Genomic DNA, 22,259 nt, shown 5'->3' with positions numbered 1-22,259 from the left:
GGGGGACATCGGGGTACAAAGGGACTGATCGAGCGCGGGTCACGGTGCCGAGGACGTGACCCGCGCCTCCTGGTGTCCTAGCGGCGGGGGCGGCGCCCGCGGCGGCCCTCGCCGACCGTCGGGATCGACGTCGTGACCACCGCGACCGACGACGTGATGACGGCGAGCGACGAGGTCGACAGGTTCGCCTGGGCGTGACCGGTCAGCGGGAACCCGCGTCGACCGGCGACGATGACGACGAGGCTGATCGCGACGATCGCCGCGGCCGCGAACGGCACCGTGGCGAGGCCCGACATCCCGTAGACCTGCCCGCCGACCGCGGCACCCGCGGCGATGCCGACGTTCGAGCCCGCGTTGACCAGCGCGCCCGCGATGTCGGGGCTGCCCCCGCCGGTGCGGATCGCGGCGGCCATGAAGAGGGTGCCGGTCGTGCCGTTGGCGGCCATCCACAGGCCGGCGACGACGAAGGTGCCGACGAGCGAGCCGTGCACGAACGGCAGGGCCGCGAGGGCGCCGATCATCACCGCGACCGCGACGATCAGGGTCTGGCGAGGGGCCCGGTCGACGAACGCGCCGGCCGCGAGCAGGCCGACCACGCCCGTGCCGCCGAGCACGAGCAGGGCACCGCCGACGAGGTCCTCGCCGAGGCCGGCTCCCGTCAGGTACGGGCCGATGAAGGTGTAGACGACGTAGTGGCCGGCGAAGAGCATGAGGTCGGCCACGACCACGGCCAACAGGCCCGAGCGCGCCCACGACCGCACCGAGCCGACGTGCGGCGACGACTCGCCCTGGACGTGCGGCAGGAACAGCGCGGCCACGACGGCCAGCACCGCGGTGGCGACGGCGACCGCGCCCACGGCGGGACGCCAGCCGAGCTGGTCGCCGACCGTCGTCGCGAGCGGCACGCCCACGACGAAGCCCAGCGAGCTGCCCGAGTAGACGAACGCGATCGCGCGTCCGGCCAGGCGCGGCGGCACGATGCGCGTCGCGCAGGCCGGCGCCACCGAGAAGAACAGGGCGTGCGCGATGCCGCCGACCACGCGGCCGGTCAGCAGGACGCCGAAGCTCGGTGCGAGCGCGACCATCAGGTTCGAGGCGGTGTAGCCGACCAGGGTCGTGACGAGCACGGCCTTGCGGGGGAAGCGTGCGGTGGCCCAGGTGAGCGGCAGGGCGAGTGCGGCGACGGCCACGGCGTAGACCGTGACGACGACGCCCATGCGCGCCTCGCTCACGCCGAGGTCGCCGCTCATGGTCGAGAGCAGTCCGACCGGGCTCAGCTCGGTGGTGATCGCGAAGAACGTCGCCAGGCCGAGCACGGCGATGCCGACGACGCCGGAGGCCGTCAGGCGGTGCGGCTGGGGCGTGGGGCGGGTGTCGCGCGGGTGCTTCGTCGACGAGCGCGGGGGAGGCGCAGCGGCGGGCGTGCGCACGGCGGGCGTGCTCGAGGTCTCGGGCGGGCGCAGAAGGGTGTCGGTCACGGGATTGCCTCCGGGCCCGTGGCGCGTGCGCACGACGATGATCTCGTCGGGGGCATCGTGGACGTCGGCGGCCGACTCGTGGTCGACCCCGGTCTGCACGATGGAGCACACTCGTCGCGGGCCATGCTGCTGGCGGGTGGATTAGGGGGATTGCCACTCCACGACGAGGGCGCTCATCCAGTGTGACATGCCACCCCCCGGGGCTCGCAAGGCCCCCGAACGAGACTCCGCCTTCTTTCATGGGAACGCCGTTCGCTCGCGGCGAGCGGGCGCTCGCCGTGGCCCGTCGAGGACGAGGAGGCGCGGGTGGCGTGCCCGCGCCCCGTCACCGCGCGTACCCTGGTCGCCATGAGCACCGACACCGCCCCCGACCGCATCCTGATGTTCGGCGCCGAGTGGTGCCGTGACTGCCGCCGCTCGAAGGCGCTGCTCGACCGCGAGGGCGTGGCCTACGACTACGTCGACCTCGAGGCCGTCGCCGACGGCGCCGACCGCGCCTACGCAGTCAGCGGTCGCACGCAGATCCCCGTCGTGGTCTTCCCCGACGGCAGCCACCTGGTCGAGCCGACCGACGCCGAGCTCACCGCCAAGCTCTAGCCGGGCAGGCGCTCGTAGGTCGTGAGCGCGTCGTACGACTTGGCCGGGCCGCGCACCGTCCACCCTTCGATGAAGGACGTCGGCGACAGCACCCGGGTCTCGACCAGGTAGCTGTCCGGGGCACACGGGTGGTGCGCCTCCCAGGCCCCCGACCGCAGGTCGAGGTCGACGAAGTGTCGGCCGTCGGCGAAGCGCACGTCGAGTGAGCCGTCACCCCGGGCTGCGTAGCCGAGCCGCCGGGTGGTGGGCGTCCGCCGGTCGGTCACGATCAGCTCGCCGGTCTCGTCGTAGGTCGCCACGAGGTCGGAGCCCGCCCGCGCCTCCTCGATCGTCGCCGTCCCGTCGAAGCGGGCGTGCTCGCCGGTGCGGTGGTCGTCGATCTCGCGCGCGACGGCCCACCGGCCGAGCAGCAGCGCCAGCGTCTCAGCCGGCATGTCGGTCGAGGAACTCGTAGACCTCGGTGTCCTCGACGCCGGGGAAGGTGCCGGACGGCAACGGTGCCAGCACGTGCGCGTGCAGACGGGCGCTCGGCCAGGCGGCGTCGCGCCACCTCGCCGTGAGCCCGGCCGGAGGACGACGGCAGCACGACTCGTCCGGGCAGGTCGAGGTCTCGCGACGCTCGGTGTCGCGTCCGCGGAACCACTTCGCGTCGGCGAACGGCACGCCCACCGTGATCGAGAACTCGTCATGCTCGGTCGTGCCGGTCTGCGACGCCGACCAGAAGGTGCCGGCCGGGGTGTCGTCGTACTGGTAGTGCTCGGTGGTGCGGTTCGTCCGCGCGAAGGCCGTGCGCGCGGCCCAGTGCCGGCAGACCAGCTGGCCCTCGACGGCCCCGGTGACGTCGGTCGGCAGGGGCAGCCCGTCGTTCTCGGCCGCCTTGGCGATCGCCCCGTCGCCCGTCACCCGCAGGAAGTGCATGCGGATGCCGAGGTGCGACGTCAGCAGGTTGCTCATGCGCATCGCCGCCGCCTCGTGGGTGACGCCGAAGCCGTCGCGGAAGTCCTCGACCGAGACGTCGCGCTGTGCCTTGGCCTTCTGCAGCGACTCGACCGCCGCACCGAGCGGCATGAGGCAGGCCGACGAGAAGTAGTTGATCTCGAGCCGCTGCTTGAGGAACTCGGCGTAGGTCGAGGGCCGTTCGTGGCCGAGCAGACGGTGCGCCATCGCCTGCAGGGCCAGCGCCCGCAGGCCGTGACCGCCCGGGATCGAGGCGGGTGGCAGGTAGATGCGCCCGTTGGCCAGGTCGATCACCGAGCGGGCCGAGTGTGGCAGGTCGGAGACGTGCATGATCTCGAGCCCGAGGCTGCCGGCCATGCGGCTCACGCTGCTGTGCGACAGGGCACCCGAGGTGTGGCCCACGGTGCGGAGCAGGTCGGCCGCCGCCTCCTCGACGTAGGGCAGGTGGGAGTCGCGCCCACGCATCCAGAGCCGCAGTTCGGTGTTCGCCCGCCGCGCCTCCTCGGGGGTGGCGCTGGCCTCGCTGTGCCGGCGGGCGAGCTCGCGGTGCAGCCCGAGGATCGTCTGCAGCGCCGGCGTGCTCATGCCCTTGTTCGCCTTCACGTCGGGCAGGCCGAGTGACCGGTACAGCGACCCGCGCTGCGCCTGCGCCAGCTCGATCTCGAGGGCCGCCCGCTCGCTCGGCGGCTCGGCGGCCAGCAGCGTCGCGAGGGGCACGTCGAGGGCGTCCGACAGCGCTCGGACCAGACCGATCTTGGGCTCGCGACGACCCGTCTCGATCAGCGAGAGCTGGCTGGCGCTGACCTCGACCCGTGCCGCGAGCTGGTCGAGGGTCAGGCCACGGGCCGTGCGGGCGTGCCGCACCGCCTGGCCGAGCAGCAGGGGGTCGGCATCGACCACGGGGCACCCCTCTCGGGCGGTCTGCTTTGACGATCGCGAAAGAACACCCGATCTTTACGCATCGGGCATCTGTAGATCAAGGGAGCGGGCGTTCATCGTGGAGAAACACCCCTTTCGACGACGGGAGAAGAGATGATGGCACCGACCCCCACCGCCGACCCGGAGTCGCTCGACGACACCACCGCCCGGTACGACGACCGTCAGGCCGAGTGGGCCGGGCGCATGGCGCTCGCCGAGGCGATGATCCCGGTGATCGGTCGGCTGTGGCGCCGGGACGGCGTGGTCGTGTCGATCCACGGACGCAGCCTGCGCGACCGGGCGCCGGTCGGCGCGCTCAAGCTGCCCCGCCGCGCCCGCCAGCTCGCCGGCCCCGTGCTCGCTCCCGCCGAGACACTCGCTGTGCTGCAGCTGCTCGACGGCCTCGAGTCGGCCCGGCGTCGATCGACCTCGCCCGGCTGAGCGCTCGGCACCGGGCCGCCCTCGTCGAGCAGCCCGAGAGGCCGCTCGTCGACGACGTGCACGCCGAACTCGCCGACGTGGTCGGACGCCGCGGCGACGGCGGACCCCCGCCCCGCGACGTCGTGCTCTACGGCTTCGGCCGCATCGGCCGGCTCGTCGCACGGCTGCTGATCGAGCACGCCGGCGACCGCGGCGGCGCGCGGCTCCGGGCGGTCGTCGTACGTCGGGGCTCGGCCGACGACCTCGTCAAACGGGCCAGCCTGCTGCGCCGCGACTCGATCCACGGCCCGTTCGCGGGCACGATCGTCGTCGACGAGGCCACCGACACGATCGTCGCGAACGGCACGACGATCCAGGTGATCTACTCGGACGACCCCGCGACGGTCGACTACGAGCGGTACGGCATCCGTGACGCGATCGTCGTCGACAACACGGGTCGGTGGCGCGACGATCCGTCGCTGCGGCGACACCTGGAGGCGCGGGGCACGTCGCGCGTGCTGCTCACGGCCCCCGGGAAGGGCGCGATCCCGAACGTCGTGTTCGGCGTGAACCACGAGGCGGCAGGTGACGACGTCGTGGTCGCCGCGGCGTCCTGCACGACGAACGCGATCACGCCGGTGCTGGCCGTGCTGGACGACCGCTGGGGCGTCGAGTCGGGACACGTCGAGACCGTGCACGCGGTGACGAACGACCAGAACCTGACGGACAACTTCCACCCCGGTGACCGGCGGGGGCGGCCGGCCTCGCCCAACATGGTGCCCCCCGCGACGGGGGCGGCGAAGGCCGCGGCCGAGGTGTTGCCGCAGCTCGCCGGGCGCCTGACCGGCAGTGCGATCCGCGTGCCCACGGCGGACGTCTCGGTCGCGGTGCTGAACCTGCGACTGAGGACGCCCGTCGACCGTGACGAGCTCAACGCACACCTGCGTCGGGCCTCTCTCGACTCGCCCCTGCGCCGCCAGATCGACTACGTCGAGTCGCCCGAGGTCGCGTCGACGGACTTCGTCGGCTCGCGCCACGCGGGCGTCGTGGACGGGCTCGCGACGGTGGTGTCCGGGGACGGGGACTGGGACGGCGGGGACGGTGCGGGCGGCCACGGCTCGGGCCGCCGGGTGGTGCTCTACGTCTGGTACGACAACGAGTTCGGCTACAGCTGCCAGGTCGTCCGCCTGCTCGAGCACCTCGCCGGCGGCACGCCCCCGTCCCTGCCCCGTCCGGCCCGGGCCGCCTCCGGCTCGGCCGAGGAGGCCGCACCCGCGACGCTCGACGTGTCTCGGACTACATCCCCCTCCCGGGCTGATCCGGTACGTACCGGATCAGGTGAAGAGGTAAGTACATCCCGGTCGGCGGCGGCGCCGCTGACCGGACCGACCGACGACCTGCTCGACCTGACCCTGGAGGCCACGCGATGATCACCACCCGACCCCTCGACCCCGGAGTCCTCGGCGACGCGACCCGCGCCTCCTCGGTTCCGCCCTCGGCGCCGAGCACCGACTGGGCACGGGCCGCGCGGCGCCGCCACGTGCTCGCCCCGTCGTGGGCTCCCCGCACCCTGGTCGCGTGGGTCGCCGAGCAGGTCGACCTGCTCGAACCCGACGGTGTGCAGTGGATCGACGGCTCGGACGCCGAGGCCGAGCGACTGACGGCCGACCTCGTCGCGACCGGGGCGCTGATCCCGCTCGATCCCGACCTGCGTCCCGGCAGCTACCTCGCCCGGACCGACCCCGGCGACGTCGCCCGCGTCGAGGATCGCACCTTCATCTGCACGACCGATCCCGCGGGTGCCGGCCCGACCAACAACTGGCGCGAGGCCGGTGCCATGATGCGCGAACTCCGGCCGTTCTTCGCCGGTTCGATGCGCGGGCGCACGATGTTCGTCGTGCCGTTCAGCATGGGCCCGGTCGGCGGTCCGTTGTCGCAGCTCGGCGTGCAGCTGACCGACTCGGCCTACGCCGTGCTCAACCTGCGCATCATGGCGCGCGTCGGTTCCGAGCCGTTGGCGGCGTTCGGCGGCGCCGACGAAGACGTGCCGTTCGTGCGCGGCGTGCACAGCGTCGGCTACCCCCTGCGCGACGCCGACGGCACCGCGCGCGACGACGTGGCCTGGCCGTGCAACGAGACGAAGTACATCACCCAGTTCCCCGAGACGCGCGAGATCTGGTCGTTCGGCTCGGGTTACGGCGGCAACGCGCTGCTGGCCAAGAAGTGCTTCGCGCTGCGCATCGCGTCGACGATGGGGCGCGACGACGGCTGGCTCGCCGAGCACATGCTGCTGATCAAGGTGACCAGCCCCGAGGGTCGGGCCTTCCACGTCGCCGCGGCGTTCCCGTCGGCGTGCGGCAAGACCAACCTCGCGATGATGCAGCCCACCCTGCCCGGGTGGCGGGTCGAGACCCTCGGCGACGACATCACCTGGATGAAGCCCGGCGCCGACGGTCGTCTGTGGGCGATGAACCCCGAGACCGGGTTCTTCGGGGTCGCCCCCGGCACGGGTGAGGCGTCCAACCCCATCGCCGTCCGCACCCTGCACGCGAACACGATCTTCACGAACGTGGCGCTGACCGACGACGGCGACGTCTGGTGGGAGGGGCTGACCGACGAGGCGCCCGCGCACCTGACCGACTGGCAGGGGAACGACTGGACCCGCGCCTCCTCGTCCCCGGCCGCTCACCCGAACTCGCGCTTCACCGCGCCGGCCGAACAGTGCCCGTCGCTCAGTCCCGACTGGGACGCGTTCGACGGCGTGCCGCCCGACGCGATCGTCTTCGGTGGGCGGCGGGCGACGAACGTGCCGCTGGTGACCGAGGCGCGGTCCTGGCAGCACGGCGTGTTCGTGGGCGCGACGGTGGCGTCCGAGCAGACCGCGGCGGCCGAAGGCGTCGTCGGCGAGCTGCGGCGCGACCCGTTCGCCATGCTGCCGTTCTGCGGCTACGACATGGGCGGCTACTTCGCGCACTGGCTGCGGCTCGGGGCGGAGCTCGGCGGCCGGGCGCCGCGGGTGTTCCAGGTGAACTGGTTCCGCAAGGGTGCCGACGGCTCGTTCCTCTGGCCCGGCTTCGGTGACAACTCGCGGGTGATCGCCTGGATCGCCGGTCGCCTGGCGGGCAGCGCCGACGCCGTCGAGACGCCGCTCGGCCTCGCCCCCGCACCGGGAGCCCTCGACCTGACGGGTCTCGACCTCACCGAGGAGGCGCTGGCCGAGTCGTTCGCGGTGCCCACGGACGCCTGGCTCGCCGAGTGCGACCTCACCGACGAGTTCTTCGACCGGTTCGGGTCGACCCTGCCGGACGCGCTGCGCCACGAGTTGGCCGTCCTGCGTGCCCGGCTCGAGGCGGCGTAGCCGCCCGCGCGCCCGCCGAGGTGTGACGACATGCCGCTCGCGTCCGAAGCCGAGCGGCACGTCGTGACGTCTCGCCGGGCCCGACGACTCCCGTCGCCCGTGATCAGCGGGTGACGGGGCCGGGGCTCCGCGTCGTGGGGACGCGGAGCCCCTTCACACCGCACCGCGTTTCGTGCACCGCACCCCGACCAGTCGCGGTGCGGTGCACGAAACGCGGTGCTGTGCGAGGCGGCGCCTAGTGGCGCGTCGGGTCGTCCGAGTCCTTGGCGACCGTGACCTTCTCGCCGTCGATCTCGTCGCGCTTGGCCTTCTGGGCGTCGCCGCGGGTCTTGGCGAGGCTGGCGATCGTGGCGACCGTGATGGTGGCGCCGATGAACAGCAGCGAGAACCAGATAGGGATCTCGGGCACCCAGAGCAGCGGTTCGCCGCCGTTGATGAACGGCACCTCGTTGACGTGCAGGGCGTGGAAGACGAGCTTCACGCCGATGAACGCGAGGATGATCGCGAGACCCTGCGACAGGTAGACGAGACGCTCGAGCAGTCCACCGATCAGGAAGTAGAGCTGGCGCAGACCCATCAGGGCGAAGGCGTTCGCGGTGAAGACGATGTACGCCTCGTTGGTGAGCCCGTAGATCGCGGGGATCGAGTCGAGGGCGAACACCAGGTCGACGAAGCCGATCGCGATGACGCAGAGCAGCAGCGGCGTGACGAAGCGCTTGCCGCCCTTCTTGACCGTGAACTTGTCCTCGTGGAACTCGTCGTCGACGGGCAGCACGCGGCGGGCGATCTTGACGAAGGCGTTGTCGGCCGCGTTGCCGCCGTGGTCGCCCTTGATCTGCTGGTAGGCCAGGACGAAGAGCAGGGCGCCGAAGAGGTAGAAGACCCACGAGAAGTTCTCGATCAGGGCGGCGCCGGCGGCGATGAAGCCGGCGCGCATGATCAGAGCGATGACGATGCCGATCATCAGCACCTTCTGCTGGTACATGCGCGGCACGGCGAACCCGGTCATGATCAGCAGGAAGACGAACAGGTTGTCGATCGAGAGCGCCTTCTCGGTGAGGTAGCCGGCGAAGTACTCGCCACCGAAGCCCCAGCCGCTCGTGAACCCGATGCCGACGCCGAAGAGCAGCGCGAGCCCGATGTAGAACGCCGACCAGCGGGCGGACTCGCCGATCGTGGGCTCGTGCGGCTTGCGCACATGGGTGAAGAACTCGAACACGAAGAACGCGACGGTGACGGCGATCGTGATGAGCCAGGTGGTCAGTGTGACGTCCACGGGGATGCTCCGGGTGAGTCGGGCTGATGAGGCGGGTCGGGCTGCCCGGCGCGATCGGCCGAACAGCGGAGAAGGCTCCTACGAAGACGGTACGTGGGGGTCCGCTGGGGGCGTGCCCTCAAGCGACCGTGACAGTGCTGAGAAGCTGCAGTGCGTGCACGGCTCGGGCCCTCGTCAGCGAGGCGGCAGCGGAGGCGACAGCGGCGGCAGGTGCACCCCGGCCAGCATGCAGCGCACCGACCCGCCGGCCAGTTCGATCGTCGGCACCTCCAGCGGCAGGGGCCGGGCGTGCCGCGAGATCGTCCGGCGCTGGGCCGTCGTGAGGGACGCCCAGCCGCGTGCCGAGATCGCCAGCACGGGCCCGTCGGCCCCCCGCAGTTCGAGCGCGTTGCCGGCGAACTCGCCGAGCTGGGCGCGGGTCAGGGCGACCACCTCGCGTCCGGAGGCCGACAGGCGATCGGCCACGCGCCTCCGTTCGATCGTCGACTCGATCGACTCGAGGCCGACCAGGGCGAACCGCGACGCCACGCTCATCATGACGTTCGTGTGGTAGATCGGCACGCCCGTCTCGTCGGTCGCGGTGAAGGTCAGGGGCTCGTGACCGAGGTCGGAGCAGACGAGGGCGACGGCGGTCTGGTCGGCGCGGTGCGAGAGCGCGACGTAGGCGACGCGTTCGACGTGGTCGAGGACGAGCGCTCCGGTGCCCTCGACGACGATCCCGCGTCGTTCGAGCGGCGAGCGGTCGAGCACCTCGCTGACGGCGTACCGCTCGCGCAGCAGGTCGACCACGTCCGCACGCCGCTCGCCCCGGCGGTTCGGCGAGTGCATCGGATAGAGCACCACCCGGCCGTCGGCGCGCGTCGAGAACCAGTTGTGCGGGAACACCCCGTCGGGTCGGGCGGCCCGCTCGCCGCCGTCCAGGTGCACCGTGACGCCCGCCGCACGGAGCGCCTCGGCCGCCCGGGTCCCCTCGTCGAACGCGCGCGCCGCGAGCTCGACCCGGGTCGCGTCGACGTCGGCCGGGTCGGTCTGGAACGCGTTGTCGGCCGCGGTCTGCGGGTTCGGCGTGAAGTGGTGAGGCCGCACCATGACGACCGCGGCGGGCGACTGGACGGCCGTCCGCGCCTCCTCGTCGGCGCGTCGGGTGCGCGAGGAGGCGCGGAGTGCGGGGGTCGCCGCCGCCGTCGCGACCACGGCGGTCGCCGGGGACGAGGAGGCGCGGGGCGGGGGAGCGGGGGTCGTCACGACGGTCTCGGCGCGGTTCGTGCGGGGGTGCCGGTCCGGGGCGGGCGACGACTCAGACGCCGACGGGCCGACGGGCGGCGACGAGGCCGAACAGGTCCTTCGGGTCGTCGGGATCGGCGACGAGGTCGATCTCGACGGCGTAGTCCGTGCCCGTGACGTCCTCGCGCAGGTACTTGAGGGCGCAGACGTCCTCGACGGCGAAGCCGACCGAGTCGAAGATCGTGATCTGCTCGTCGCTCGTGCGCCCGGGCCGCTGCCCGGCGACGACCTGCCACAGTTCGGTCACGGCGAAGTCGGCGGGCTGGTGCTGGATCTCGCCCTCGACGCGCGTCTGCTCGGGGTACTCGACGAAGACGTCGGCCCGGCGGAGCGTCGCGGGGTCGAGCTCGGTCTTGCCCGGGCAGTCACCGCCGATCGCGTTGACGTGGACGCCGGGGCGGACGGCCTCGTCGGGCAGCACGACCGCGTTCTGCTTGTCGGCCGTGCAGGTCGTGATGACGTCGGCGCCGTCGGCCGCCTCGCCGGGGCTCGCGCACACCGTGATGTCGAACCCGAGCGGCGCCAGGTTGCGGACGAACTTCGCGGTGGCGCGGGGGTCGACGTCGAAGACGCGGACCGTCTCGAGCCCGAGGGAGGCGCGCATGGCCAGGGCCTGGAACTCGGCCTGCGAGCCGGCACCGATCAGGGCGAGCACGCGCGAGTCGGCCCGGGCGAGGCGCTTGGCGGCCATGGCGCTCGTGGCGGCGGTGCGGAGCGCCGTGAGGATCGTCATCTCGGCGAGGAAGGTCGGGTAGCCCGTGTCGACGTCGGCGAGCACGCCGAACGCGGTGACGGTCTGGTAACCGCGGCCGGGGTTCGACGGGTGGCCGTTCACGTACTTGAAGCCGTAGGTCTCGCTGTCGCTGGCGGGCATCAGCTCGATGACGCCGATGGGGCTGTGCGAGGCGACGCGGGGCGACTTGTCGAAGGCGGGCCACCGGGCGAAGTCGCGCTCGAGGGCGGTCACCATGCCGCTGGTGATCGGGCCGACGCCACGGTCGGTGACCCATCGGATCATGTTCTGCACGTCCACGAAGCGCACCACGGCGACCTCCTCCTGCTCGGCCCGGCTCGGTCGTCGCGTCCGGGTGGCACCACGTTAGGACTGGGCGATGTGCAGCCACAATCACCATCGAGCGTCATTCCGCTCGTCTGATCACGCGTTCTGCGTGGTCGTGCTGTACGTTTCGGGTCATGGCTGATCTCGACGAACTGGACCGGCGCCTCCTGGCCGCCCTGCGGGTCGACGCGCGCGAGTCGGCGGCGAGCCTCGCGCGGCGGTTGGGCGTGACGCGGGCGACGATCACCTCGCGGCTCGACCGGCTCGAGGCGACGGGCACGGTGCTCGGCTACACCGTGCGGGTGCGTGAGGCCGACGACCCCGACCTGATCCGCGCCATCGGCTTCATCGAGATCGAGGGCCGGTCGACCGACCACGTCATCCGACAGCTGCGGGGCTTCCCCGAGGTGGCGTCACTCCACACGACGAACGGCGGCTGGGACCTCGTCGCCGAGCTGCGCACGTCGTCGCTCGGCGAGTTCGACCGGGTCCTGGCGCGCATCCGCAGCGTCGAGGGCGTCGTCAACAGCGAGACGAGCCTGCTGCTCAGCTCCGTCCTCCGCTGACCCGGTGCACCCGGCGGCCGCGTCGCCTGTCGAGGCTCCCCGGTCCACCGAGCGAAGGAGGCGCGGGCCGGCTCGCTGAGGCACCCTGGACAGGGTGAGCCCCGCGTCCGAACCCGTGCCGTCCCCCGCCCCGCCCGAGCTCCGCGCCGACCCGGCCCCTGTCGCTGTCGCGTACAGCGGCCCGACTCGCTCCGAGGAGCGCATGCTCGCCCCCGACCTGGCCCGGGGTCTGGCCTTGCTCGGCATCGCCCTCGCGAACTGCGTGTACTACATCGGCGGCCGCGACCTCGGTCCGTTGGCGCGGCCGGTCGACGGCACCGCGGGGGACCGCGTCGTCGACGTGCTCGTCGGCCTCCTCGTGGACAACCGCGCCTTCCCGCTGTTCACGATCCTCTTCGCGTACGGCTTCACCGTGATGATCCGACGCCAGGCGGCACGGGGTGTGCCGTACGGCCGGGCGCGATCCCTCTTGCTGCGTCGCAGCCTCTGGTTGGCGGTCCTCGGTGCCGCCCACGTCGTCCTCCTGTTCGAGGGTGACATCCTGTTGAGCTACGGCTGCCTCGGCATCGTCCTCGCCATGCTGTTCGCGGCCCGGGACACGACGTTGAGGGTGATGGGCTGGTCGCTCGCGGTCGTCTTCGTCGTCACGGCCGGAGTCGACGGGCTCCCGCAGGGGTCACTGGACGCCGGTCTGCCCGGGCTCGATCCGGGCACGTTCCTCGGGGCGCTGCTCTGGCGCGTCGTGGCCCTGCTCGCGCTCGTGTTCGGTGCCCCCTTCGTGGCGGCGACCTTCCTGCCGCTCGCCGTCATCGGCACCCTGCTCGGCCGCCGTCAGGTGCTCGAGCACCCGGTCGAGAACCTCGGTCTGTTCCGTCGTCTCACGCTCGTCGGCCTCCCGGCCGGCGTGCTCGGCGCGGTGCCCCTCGTGCTCGCGGCCGTCCAGGTCTGGCAGCCGCCGTGGTGGGCGCTGTACCTCCTGGGCATCCTGCACGGGGTCAGCGGCGTCGCGGGCGCCCTGGGCTTCTTCGGCGCGGTCGGTTGGTTCGTCGCGAACCGCACCCGCGCCTCCTCGGCTGCGACCGGCCCTGCCACCACCGGCCCTCTCGCGACCGGCCCGATCGTGCGGGCCCTGGCGGCCGTGGGCCGGCGCTCGCTGACCTGCTACCTCCTGCAATCCGTGCTGTTCGTCCCCCTGCTCGCCCCGTGGGCCCTCGGGCTCGGTGTCGGGGCGGGCACCCTCCGGGTCAGTCTGATCGCCGTCGGCGTCTGGCTCGTGACCGGCGTCGTGGCGGTCTCCCTCGCGCGAGCGGGGCGTGACGGCCCCGCCGAGTCGTTGCTCCGCCGCCTGAGCTACGGCCGCAGACCTGAGCCCCTGGCGGTCCGGCTCCCGGGCTGATCCGGTCCGTACCGGATCGACGACACCGCGACGCCTGCCGCCGGTGCCGTGCCGCCGCGATCGAGGGCGGGCGAGCGGGGGAGGCGCGGGCCGACTCCCCGGGGCGCCCGAGATCAGGCGCCCGAGACCAGGCACGCTCAGACCGCGCCGCGCCCCCCGGCGACGATGCTCTTCAGGGCCTCGTCGGGGGGCGGGGGGACGAACTCGTACCCGCCGTCGACGAGGCGCTCGGGCAGCACCCACCGGCTCTTGAGCACGAGCTCGGTCTCGGTGCGCAGGACGGCGGTGCCGAGTTCGAGCATCCAGCGCCAGGCGGGCAGGCCGAACGGCACGCCGAGGACGCGGCGCAGGGTGCGCATCACGGTGCGGTTGTCGCTCGGGTTCGGCGACGACAGGTTGAGCACGCCCTCGACCGACTCGTCGTCGCGGGCGAACCGGATCGCCCCGAGCACGTCGTCGACGTGGATCCAGCTGAACTTCTGCCGCCCACCGCCACGACCCTCGTGGTGGTACGTGCCCGCTGCGAGCCGTGCCCGGGTGGCAGGCCAGGGGCCGTCGAGCTGCGGCCCGCCGAGACCCGCCCGCACGAGGTTCATCAGCGGGACGAGCGCGCTGCCGTCACCCAGCACGATGGCCATGCGCAGGGCCACGCGGCGGGTGGCGGGCAGCTCGCCCGAGAAGAACTCGGCCTCCCACGCCGTCGCGACGTCGACCGAGAACCCCGAGCCGATCTCACCGCCCGACTCGGTCATCGGGCGGTCCTCGGCGTGCCGGTAGACGGTCGCCGTCGACGAGTTCATCCAGACCCGAGGAGGCGCGGTGCACGCGCGCACCGCCTCCTTCAGTTCGCGTGTGGTCTCGACGCGTGAGCGCACGATCTCGGCGCGGTTCTCGGGGCCGTAGCGGCAGTTCACGCTCTTGCCGGCGAGGTTGACCAGCAGGTCGGCCCCGTCGAGCAGCGCGGTGATGCCGGCGGTGTCGCCCCACGACGCGTCGGGTCCGTGCCGGCCGATCAGGCTGACGCGGGCGCCCTCGGCGCGGAACGCGGCCGCGAGGTGCTGCCCGATGAAGCCGCTGGCTCCGGCGAGGACGATGTGGTCGGTCATGGGGCTCACGCTAGGGGACCGACCGGTCTCCGGCCGCGTGATCCTTCGACGTCGAGAAGTCCTCACCTGGGGGTGCGCATTAGCCTCGTCGGCATGAGCCATCCCCTGGTGACCGCCGCCGAGCTCGACGCGACCCTCACGGGCGGGGGAGCGGTGCGCCTGCTCGACGTCCGGTGGCGGCTCGACCGGCCGGACGGCCGCCCCGCCTACCGCGAGGGGCATGTGCCCGGCGCGGTCTACGTCGACCTCGACTCCGAGCTCGCCCGGCACGGCGACCCCGTCGAGGGGCGTCACCCGCTGCCCGCCCGGGCCGACCTGCAGGCCGCCGCCCGCCGGTGGGGGCTCCGCGACGGGGACGCCGTCGTCGTCTACGACGACCTCGGCGGGCAGTCGGCGGCTCGTGCGTGGTGGCTGCTGCGGGCCTCGGGCATCGCCGACGTGCGTCTGCTCGACGGGGGACTCGCGGCCTGGACGGACGAGGGCCTGCCTCTCGAGCAGGGAGACGCGGACGTCGTGCCCGGCGACGTCACCCTCGGCGACGACCCGTGGCCCGTGATCGACGCCGACGCGGCAGCCTCCTGGCCGAGCACCGGCGTGCTGGTCGACAGCCGGGCCGCCGAGCGCTATCGCGGCGACGTCGAGCCGGTCGACCCGCGGGCCGGCCACGTCCCGGGTGCCGTGAACCTGCCCACGGCGGGCAACCTCGACTCCACGGGCCGGTTCGTCGACGCCACCGCGCTGCGCGTCCGGTTCGAGGAGGCGGGGGTCACCGCCGCCACGCCCCTGGCCGTCTACTGCGGGTCGGGGATCACCGCGGCCCACAACGCCCTGGCTGCGACGATCGCCGGGTTCGACCCCGTGCTCTTCGCCGGTTCGTGGAGCGCCTGGTCGAACGACCCCGCGCGACCCGTCGCGACCGGCGGCCGCCCCGGGTGGCCCCGGGGCGGGGCCGGGCCCAGTCCGCGGGGCCCGGGAGGGGGGCGGCCGTCCGGCGTCGGCCGCGGCGTCGACGGCCGGGGGGCGCCGGGCGTCGATGCCGTTCAGCGCCGGGCCCTTCTGTTTGTAACCCCCGGACGGGGCGGGGATCGCGCCGTTGCCCGCCGTCAGGACGAAGCGGTACTCGCCCGAGGCGTCCTGGGTGACGACGAAGGTGCCTGCCATGTGGGTCCCCTTGCACGAAGTGGTGCACGCGCTCTGCGTGGCGACAGCATAGGGCTGCGCCCCGACCGTGGGCGACGCGCGTCGCCCGGCCGACCCGCGCCTCCTACCCTGGCCCCTCCTCTGGCCGACCGTTTGACATGTGAAATGCCAACTGGCATACTGGATGAGTCGGTGCGGCCGCCCGCGAGTCTCGTTCCCCCCTCCGGGACCGGGCGGTCGCGCCGGTCCGTCTCGGTCGCGCACCGAGCAGACGAGAGCGCCCGGCCCCGGATGGCAGTCGCGGGGTCGGGCGCTCTCGTCGTCCCCGGGCGACCGCCCGGGGCAGGTGCCGTGTCAGTCGGCCAGCAGGACCGCCATGGCGCTCTTCAGGGCCTCGCGGTCGCGGCGCAGCTTGGCGACCTCGGCCTCGAGTTCGGCGACGCGCTCGGCCGTGGCGGCCGATCCCGAACCCGGGGGCCGACCCCGGCGCGGGGCCGCTGCGGCCGATGGGGCGGCCTCGTCGTCGTCCGAGGTGACGTCGAGTTCTCTCTCCACCGCGTCGTCGGGTGCCGGGGTCGGGGCGATCGACCGCTCGTGGGCGCGGATCCACCCGCGCAGGGATTGCTCACCGACCTCGAACTCGGACGCCGTCTCGCGGATGATCGCCCGGTTGCCCGGCTCGGCCTCGCGACGCTCGAGCACCCGGGCGAGCGACTTCTCTCGCGTCTCGTCGCTGTACTTCTGTTCGAAAGGCATGTGCGCTCCTGGTGTCGAGACACGGTGTCGTGTCAGCTCATTGAATAGCCCCCGTGATGACCGTACTGTACGTTGACGTGGTAGCGCACGGTTATGACGACAACTCACGTAACCGTTCGTGTCGCGCATCATGACGAATGCTGTAACACGACCGTCGATGGGCATCGGGTGTCGCCGAACGGCCCGCCGACGTGTGGCCGGCCCGCCGTGACGACTCGCGGCGGAACCGCCCGTCCTCCGGGTGTTGTCGGGGCGGACCGCTTAAGGTGTCAGGGTGTGGCGAGCCGACAGACAGCATGACAACGACGACGACGAGAACGACTCCGTCGCCGTCCCGACCGGCGCGCCCACGGGCGTGATCACACCCCATGCCGTCAGCCTCGGCCACCCGGGGCAGTCCCTGGGCAACGTGGCCGAGCCCGTCTGGAACACCTGGCGCGAGTCCCTCCGACGGGTCGGCGGTCCCTCCGCGCTGCTGCACTTCGGCGACTCGCAGCGGTCCCGCATCGAGCTGAGCACGACCCACCCCGGTGGCCTCGCCCAGTTCATCACGGGCAAGACGACCCTGCTGTCCAGCCTGATCCGTGACGACCTGGCCCTGCGCACGGCCCGGGCCGCGGCCGGCGAGATCGCCGCGAAGGGGCTCGAACTGAGCACGGTCCGCGGCATCGACGCCGTGCACCTGGCCATCGGCGTCGCCGCCTGGTCCTTCGCCGGAGAAGACTTCCGGGCCCCCGTGTTGCTGCGCCCGTTGGCGATCCGGCGCCACGGACGTGACTTCGAGGTCAAGCTGCTCGGCGAGCCCTTCCTCAACCCGGCGCTGGTCGACGCCCTGCACGACCAGTTCGGCATCACGCTCGACGCCGAGTCCTTCGTCTCGCTCGCCAGCCGAGAGGGGTCGTTCACGCCGAACCCGGTCATCGACCGCCTCCGCGGCCTGACCGCCCACCTCGAGTGGTTCACGGTCCAGCCGCGACTCGTGGTCTCGACCTTCGCCGAGGTCTCGACCGAGATGGCCCTCGACGCCCGCGAGCTGGGCCACCCCGTGCTCGACGCGCTCGCCGGCAACCCGATGGCCATCCGTCAGGTCGAAGAGGCCTACCGTCCGACCACGGCGACGCCGCAGGACGAGCGCAGCCCCGAGACCGACACCCTGTTGCTCGACGCCGACCCCGAACAAGAGAACGTCGTGGCGCAGATCGCCGCGGGCAACTCGGTCGTCGTCAAGACCTTGCCGGGCACCGGCGGCACGCAGACGATCGTCAACGCGGTCGGTCGTCTCGTGTCACAGAACAAGCGCGTCCTCGTGGTGAGTGCCCGCCGGGCGACGCTGCGGGGCATCACGAGCCGTCTCGCCGACGTCGGCCTGCCGGGTGTCGCCGTCAGCCCGACCACGCTGCGCCGTGACGTGATCCGGTCGATCTCCCGCAACGAGAAGGCCACCCACCCTCACATGGGAGAAGTCGACGACGCCCTCGTGCGCCTCCGCAAGGTGCTCGTCGACTACCGTGGCGCCCTCAGCCGCCGGGACCCCGAGCTCGGCGTCTCGGTGCTCGACTGCCTCACCGAGCTCTCGCGGCTGGCCCTGCTGCCCGCCGCGCCGGCGACCACCGCCCGGCTCAGCCGCCGCAGCATCGCCGCCATGGTCGACGGCCGCGGGCGGGTGGCCGAGACGATGGTCGGTGCCGCCAACCTGGGCGAGTTCAAGTACGGCCCGGGCGACTCGCCTTGGTACGGCGCCCGCTTCACCGAGAGCGTCGGGGCCGGTGACGCGCACCAGCTCGCCAAGAACCTGCACCACCGCGACCTCCCCCGCCTGCTCGAGCGCGCGGAAGAGGTCATCGGCAGCACCCGCATGCGACCGTTCGAGAGCGTCTCCGAGCTCGGCGTCTACCTGCGCCTGCTCACCGAGATCCGCGACACCCTCGACAAGTTCATGCCCGTGGTCTTCGACCGTTCGGTCGCCGAACTCGTCGCCGCGACGGCGCCCAAGCGTGAGGCGCCCGACATGTCGAGCGCCAACCGCCGTCGGCTCAAGAAGCTCGCTCGCGAGTACGTGCGACCCGGCGTCCACATCGCCGACCTGCACGGCGCGCTGCAGCGCATCCAGCAGCAACGCGTCGTCTGGCAGCGCTACGTGTCGGCCGGCACCCCGCCCGAGGTGCCCACGGGCATCGCCGACACGCACGTGCTGCACCAGCAGGTGTCGCAAGACCTCGAACGACTCGACGGCCCCCTCGGCCTGACGGGCGACGACGGACTGACCGAGATCGGCATCGTCGAGCTGCAGCAGCGGCTCGAGGCACTCGCCGCCGAGAGCGACGTCCTGCAGAACCTGCAGGAGCGCACCGAGCTCATGACGACCCTGCGCGATCTCGAACTGACCCCGCTCATCACCGACCTGGCCAACCGCCACGTGCCGGAGCACCAGGTCGCCGCCGAACTCGAGCTCGCCTGGTGGCGCTCGGCACTCGAGTCGTTGCTCGAGGCCGACCGTGCCCTGCTCGGCGCCAACACCGCGATGCTCGACCGGCTCGAGGCCGACTTCCGCCTCGTCGACGAGGCCCACGCCGCGGGCAGCGCCCAGCTGCTCGCGTGGCTGCTGGCCGAGAACTGGAAGATCGGGTTGGTCGACTGGCCCGACGAGGCCTCGGCCCTGAAGGGGCTGTTGCGTCAGGGCCACCTGACCGCCCGTCTGCTGCACGACGCGGCCCCGCACCTGTCCCGGGCGATCGCCCCCGTCTGGGTCGCGTCGCCGTACGAGGTCCACACCATCGCCGACACCGTGCCGTTCGACACGGTCGTGCTCGTCGACGCCGGCGCCACGACCCTGGCCGAGAACGTCGGGGCGATCCGCCGCGGTAAACAGACCGTGGCCTTCGGCGACCCCGTGACCCAGACGCCGTCGGAGTTCGACATCGGCGTCGTGCCGGGCAAACCGCCCGTCGACGCCGACGAAGAGGCCCTGGCCGCGTCCCACTCCGAGAGCGCCCTCGCGCGCCTGGCGACCCTGCTGCCCACGCTCTCCCTCACGCGCAGCTACCGTGCCGGCGGAGAAGACCTCGCCGAGCTCGTCAACCGTCGGTTCTACGGCGGGCGCATCGAGTCCCTGCCCTGGGCGGGCAGCTTCCTCGGCCACGGCAGCATCGCGCTCGACTACGTCTCGGGCGGCACCGCCGTCCCCGACCCCGAGTCCGGCGCCGTCGAGAGCGTCGACGCCGAGGTCGACCGCGTGGTGTCCCTCGTCCTCGAGCACGCCCGCACACGTCCGAGCGAGTCGCTCATGGTGCTGACGGCGTCGGCCAAGCACGCCATCCGCGTGCAGCAGGCCGTCCTCACCGCGGTGTCGGGCCACAAAGACCTGACCGAGTTCGTCGTGGGCGACCGCAGCGAACCGTTCATGATCGCGACCCTCGAGCAGAGCGTCGCGCAGAGCCGCGACCACGTCGTGTTCTCGATCGGCTACGGCCGCACCCCGCACGGCCGCGTGCTGAGCGACTTCGGTCCGCTCGGCCAGCCGGGTGGCGAGCGTCTGCTGGCGGTGGCCATGACGCGTGCGCGTCGGTCGATGGTCATCGTCACCTGCTTCCAACCGGGCGACATCGACTCGAGCCGCATGGGCCACGGGACGGTCGCTCTCAGCGAGATCCTCACCGAGGTGCAGGCCCGGACGTCGGCCGAGCACGTGCCCGACGACAGCGAGCCCATGCTCGTCGACCTGGCCCGCCGGCTCGAGGTCAAGGGCATCCCCGTCGCGCTCGGCCACCGGGGCAAGCTCGGTCTCGTGGCCGCGCACGACGGCGTCTGCGTCACGATCGAGACCGACACGACGCTCTCGCGCACCAGCCTGCGCGAGTCGTTGCGCTCACGTCCCGAGGTGCTGCGGCGGCTCGGCTGGCACTACATCCGCGTGCACGCGTTCCAGCTCTTCACCGACCCCGACGCCGTCGCCGAGCGCGTCGCCGAGGTGCTCGGCATCGGTGACTCGCACACGCACGAGGTGCCGGCCCTGTCGGCCAGCCAGCACGTCAACCGTCGATGACCCCACGAGGCAGGGCGTCCGACGGCGACGCCCCTCACGCGCTCGAAGCGGTCGAGCAACGCCCCCTGGTGGTGCGTCGACGGGCCGGGCGTCGCGTGACCACCGACCCGGTGCCGGGCCGCGCCCCGACGCCCGCCCCCGACCCCGGTCGGCAGGGGTCGGGCGAGAACGACCAGCGATTGCCCGCCGACGCCCCCCCCCACGGGGGCTGCCCCGTCGCTCCCCGTGACACGACGACCCCGCCACGAGATCTCTCGTGGCGGGGTCGTCGTGGCGGGGTGTGGCGACGGTCTCAGCGGCTGCCGAGCGGGCCGTTCTCGCTGTGCGGGTCGCGCGACTCGAGCACGGGCGCCGCGTGCGCGCCGCCGCCGACGGCCGGCGCGGCCTGGGCGCGCAGCAGGTCGCGGATCTCGCTGAGCAGTTCGACGTCGGTCGGCGGGACGTCCGCCGGGGTCTCCTCCGCCTTCTGCTTGGCGAAGGTGCGCTTCAGCAGGTTGTTCACCGGCAGCACGAGCACGAAGTAGACGACGGCCGCGATGATCAGGAACTGGATCGCGGACCCGATCACGGCGCCGAACTTCAGCTGGGCCTCGCCGCCGTCGAGCGTCGGGATGGTGACGATGAGCGCCTCGTCGAGCATGGTCGCGTTGAACGCGGCACCGATCAGCGGGTTGAACACGTTGGTCACGAGCGACGTCACGATGGCCGTGAAGGCCGCTCCGATGACGACGGCGACGGCGAGGTCGATGACGTTTCCGCGCAGGATGAACTCTTTGAAACCCTTCACGGGCGACTCCTTCTGATCCGACGAGACGAGGTTCTCGGCGTCCAGCAAACCACGGAGGCGCGCTCGGGTGATCCCGTCGGTCGCCTCGACCGGGTCAGGACGAGCTGGAGGAACCGCCCGACGAGCCGCTGCCGGACGAGCCCGAGCCGGACGAGCCGGAGCCCGAGCCGGAGCCGGACGAGCCGCTGCCGGACGAGGACGAACCCGACCCGCTGCCCGAGGCGCCCGACGTGGACGAGCCGCTCGCGCCTCCTGAGCTCTTCTCGGACGAGCCGGACGACGACGCCTTGTCGCCCGATCCGGACGACCCCGAGCCCGACGTGCCCTTCGAGCGCGAGTCGGTGCGGTAGAAGCCCGACCCGTTGAAGGTCACGCCGACGGGGCTGAAGACCTTGCGCAGCTTGCCCTCGCAGACCGGGCAGACCGTGAGGGTGTCGTCGGTGAACGACTGCACGATGTCGAACGCGTTGTCGCACTCGGTGCAGCGGTACGAGTAGGTGGGCACGGAGGCGCTCCTGAGGGAAGGCGAGTCTAGAACTCGTGGATGCCGGAGGGGGTGACGACGCCGTCGACGGGCTGGTCGTGCCGCTCTCGGGGCACCGACTCGACGTACTCGGGGTCGAACACCACAGCATAGACGGGCGGGCGGCGCTCCATCGAGCCGAGGGTCTTGTCGAAGTAGCCCCGGCCCCAGCCCATTCGCATGCCGCCGTGGTCGATCGAGGCCGCGGGCACGACGATCAGGTCGACGTCGTTGACCGCCATCGGGCTGAGCACCTCGCCGACGGGCTCGGGCAGGTCGAAGAGGCCGCGGGTCTCGCTCTCGCCGTCGCCCACCGCCCAGTCGAGCAGGCCGTCGGCCCGGGTGATCGGGAACAGCACGCGGATGCCGTTCGCGAAGGCCCAGTTGAGGAACGGACGCGTGTTCGGCTCGACGTCGGTCGACAGGTAGGCCGCGATCGAGCGCACCGACAGGCCCGTGGCGAGGTCGGTGAGGTGCCGGGTGATGCCCTCGGTGGTCTGGTCCCTCTCGTGCGCACCCAGGGTGCGACGCTTCTGGCGGATCTCGGCTCGCAGGGCGCGTTTGGCGTTGCCGGCGTCGTCAGTCATGACGTCGA

At 72.5% G+C, this 22,259-nt stretch carries 16 protein-coding genes and 3 pseudogenes; 7 read left to right on the top strand and 12 right to left on the bottom strand.

Annotated features, from left to right (window positions below; all coding sequences use genetic code 11):
- Positions 1–77: 77 nt before the first annotated feature.
- Positions 78–1,577 carry an MFS transporter gene (locus AEQ27_RS12535; protein WP_161805539.1) on the bottom strand — a complete coding sequence of 500 codons (1,500 nt, stop codon included), beginning with the start codon at positions 1,575–1,577 and terminating at the stop codon, positions 78–80.
- A 249-nt stretch (positions 1,578–1,826) separates the two neighbouring features.
- Here AEQ27_RS12535 and AEQ27_RS12530 point away from each other — a divergent pair, with 249 nt between their 5' ends.
- Positions 1,827–2,075, top strand: coding sequence for a glutaredoxin domain-containing protein (locus AEQ27_RS12530; RefSeq protein WP_054146949.1), 249 nt, complete (start codon positions 1,827–1,829; stop codon positions 2,073–2,075).
- Here the strand turns inward: AEQ27_RS12530 and AEQ27_RS12525 are convergent.
- Together AEQ27_RS12525 and AEQ27_RS12520 are read right to left on the bottom strand one after the other, a co-directional pair.
- Positions 2,072–2,509, bottom strand: coding sequence for a DUF6314 family protein (locus AEQ27_RS12525; RefSeq protein ID WP_054146948.1), 438 nt, complete (start codon positions 2,507–2,509; stop codon positions 2,072–2,074). The genes AEQ27_RS12530 and AEQ27_RS12525 overlap by 4 nt on opposite strands.
- Entirely contained in the window at positions 2,499–3,932 is a 1,434-nt protein-coding gene (locus AEQ27_RS12520; RefSeq protein ID WP_054146947.1) for a helix-turn-helix domain-containing protein, read from the bottom strand. Before AEQ27_RS12520 ends, AEQ27_RS12525 begins: the two co-directional genes overlap by 11 nt.
- A 240-nt stretch (positions 3,933–4,172) precedes the next feature.
- Between AEQ27_RS12520 and AEQ27_RS12515 the strand changes: the two are divergent.
- A pseudogene (locus tag AEQ27_RS12515) lies at positions 4,173–5,602 on the top strand (glyceraldehyde-3-phosphate dehydrogenase); the annotation flags it as partial.
- Positions 5,603–5,796: 194 nt separating this feature from the next.
- Positions 5,797–7,728 carry a phosphoenolpyruvate carboxykinase (GTP) gene (locus AEQ27_RS12510; protein WP_082383495.1) on the top strand — a complete coding sequence of 644 codons (1,932 nt, stop codon included), beginning with the start codon at positions 5,797–5,799 and terminating at the stop codon, positions 7,726–7,728.
- Between the two features lie 235 nt (positions 7,729–7,963).
- Here AEQ27_RS12510 and AEQ27_RS12505 read toward each other — a convergent pair whose 3' ends face one another.
- From AEQ27_RS12505 to AEQ27_RS12495, 3 genes are all read right to left on the bottom strand, one after another.
- Positions 7,964–9,004: a TerC family protein gene (locus AEQ27_RS12505; protein ID WP_054146946.1), complete on the bottom strand. Its 1,041-nt coding sequence runs from the start codon at positions 9,002–9,004 to the stop codon at positions 7,964–7,966.
- Positions 9,005–9,178: 174 nt separating this feature from the next.
- The gene (gene ctlX, locus AEQ27_RS12500; RefSeq protein ID WP_200908366.1) at positions 9,179–10,249 is read right to left on the bottom strand and encodes a citrulline utilization hydrolase CtlX; all 1,071 of its coding nucleotides are present in this window, start codon (positions 10,247–10,249) and stop codon (positions 9,179–9,181) included.
- 52 nt (positions 10,250–10,301) lie between these two features.
- A complete protein-coding gene (locus tag AEQ27_RS12495) occupies positions 10,302–11,333 on the bottom strand; it encodes an ornithine cyclodeaminase (RefSeq protein ID WP_054146945.1) in 1,032 nt (343 codons plus the stop codon).
- 149 nt (positions 11,334–11,482) lie between these two features.
- Here AEQ27_RS12495 and AEQ27_RS12490 point away from each other — a divergent pair, with 149 nt between their 5' ends.
- Together AEQ27_RS12490 and AEQ27_RS12485 are read left to right on the top strand one after the other, a co-directional pair.
- A complete protein-coding gene (locus AEQ27_RS12490; RefSeq protein ID WP_054146944.1) occupies positions 11,483–11,914 on the top strand; it encodes an Lrp/AsnC family transcriptional regulator in 432 nt (143 codons plus the stop codon).
- Between the two features lie 94 nt (positions 11,915–12,008).
- Entirely contained in the window at positions 12,009–13,310 is a 1,302-nt protein-coding gene (locus AEQ27_RS12485) for a DUF418 domain-containing protein (RefSeq protein WP_235451077.1), read from the top strand.
- Positions 13,311–13,447: 137 nt separating this feature from the next.
- Here the strand turns inward: AEQ27_RS12485 and AEQ27_RS12480 are convergent, their stop codons facing one another.
- On the bottom strand, positions 13,448–14,416 hold the full coding sequence (locus AEQ27_RS12480; RefSeq protein ID WP_054146998.1) for an epimerase: 969 nt from the start codon (positions 14,414–14,416) through the stop codon (positions 13,448–13,450).
- A gap of 93 nt (positions 14,417–14,509) precedes the next feature.
- On the opposite strand from AEQ27_RS12480, the pseudogene AEQ27_RS16700 reads away from it, so the two are divergent.
- A pseudogene (locus AEQ27_RS16700) lies at positions 14,510–15,346 on the top strand (sulfurtransferase); the annotation flags it as partial.
- 108 nt (positions 15,347–15,454) lie between these two features.
- Here the strand turns inward: AEQ27_RS16700 and AEQ27_RS18795 are convergent.
- Both AEQ27_RS18795 and AEQ27_RS12475 read right to left on the bottom strand, forming a co-directional pair.
- A pseudogene (locus AEQ27_RS18795) lies at positions 15,455–15,577 on the bottom strand (YegP family protein); the annotation flags it as partial.
- A 333-nt stretch (positions 15,578–15,910) separates the two neighbouring features.
- Positions 15,911–16,312: a hypothetical protein gene (locus AEQ27_RS12475; RefSeq protein ID WP_054146943.1), complete on the bottom strand. Its 402-nt coding sequence runs from the start codon at positions 16,310–16,312 to the stop codon at positions 15,911–15,913.
- A 274-nt stretch (positions 16,313–16,586) separates the two neighbouring features.
- Here AEQ27_RS12475 and AEQ27_RS12470 point away from each other — a divergent pair, with 274 nt between their 5' ends.
- On the top strand, positions 16,587–20,354 hold the full coding sequence (locus AEQ27_RS12470; protein ID WP_054146942.1) for an ATP-binding protein: 3,768 nt from the start codon (positions 16,587–16,589) through the stop codon (positions 20,352–20,354).
- A 292-nt stretch (positions 20,355–20,646) separates the two neighbouring features.
- On the opposite strand, the gene mscL is transcribed toward AEQ27_RS12470, so the two are convergent.
- The 3 genes from mscL to AEQ27_RS12455 form a co-directional block, all read right to left on the bottom strand.
- Positions 20,647–21,141: a large conductance mechanosensitive channel protein MscL gene (mscL, locus tag AEQ27_RS12465; protein ID WP_054146997.1), complete on the bottom strand. Its 495-nt coding sequence runs from the start codon at positions 21,139–21,141 to the stop codon at positions 20,647–20,649.
- Positions 21,142–21,235: 94 nt separating this feature from the next.
- The gene (locus AEQ27_RS12460) at positions 21,236–21,646 is read right to left on the bottom strand and encodes an FmdB family zinc ribbon protein (RefSeq protein ID WP_054146941.1); all 411 of its coding nucleotides are present in this window, start codon (positions 21,644–21,646) and stop codon (positions 21,236–21,238) included.
- A 26-nt stretch (positions 21,647–21,672) separates the two neighbouring features.
- The gene (locus AEQ27_RS12455; protein ID WP_054146940.1) at positions 21,673–22,251 is read right to left on the bottom strand and encodes a 5-formyltetrahydrofolate cyclo-ligase; all 579 of its coding nucleotides are present in this window, start codon (positions 22,249–22,251) and stop codon (positions 21,673–21,675) included.
- Positions 22,252–22,259: the final 8 nt, after the last annotated feature.

The sequence above is a fragment of the Frigoribacterium sp. RIT-PI-h genome, assembly GCF_001297205.1.
Classification (GTDB): domain Bacteria; phylum Actinomycetota; class Actinomycetes; order Actinomycetales; family Microbacteriaceae; genus Frigoribacterium.
Note: the sequence above shows the minus strand (reverse complement) of the source record. Positions and strands in the feature narration are given on the sequence as shown.

Coding starts and splice junctions, on each gene's coding strand:
- AEQ27_RS12455 (WP_054146940.1), bottom strand. CDS start 22,251: ATGACTGACGACGCCGGCAACGCCAAACGCGCCCTGCGAGCCGAGATC.
- AEQ27_RS12530 (WP_054146949.1), top strand. CDS start 1,827: ATGAGCACCGACACCGCCCCCGACCGCATCCTGATGTTCGGCGCCGAG.
- AEQ27_RS12490 (WP_054146944.1), top strand. CDS start 11,483: ATGGCTGATCTCGACGAACTGGACCGGCGCCTCCTGGCCGCCCTGCGG.
- AEQ27_RS12475 (WP_054146943.1), bottom strand. CDS start 16,312: ATGCCTTTCGAACAGAAGTACAGCGACGAGACGCGAGAGAAGTCGCTC.
- AEQ27_RS12480 (WP_054146998.1), bottom strand. CDS start 14,416: ATGACCGACCACATCGTCCTCGCCGGAGCCAGCGGCTTCATCGGGCAG.
- AEQ27_RS12525 (WP_054146948.1), bottom strand. CDS start 2,509: ATGCCGGCTGAGACGCTGGCGCTGCTGCTCGGCCGGTGGGCCGTCGCG.
- AEQ27_RS12510 (WP_082383495.1), top strand. CDS start 5,797: ATGATCACCACCCGACCCCTCGACCCCGGAGTCCTCGGCGACGCGACC.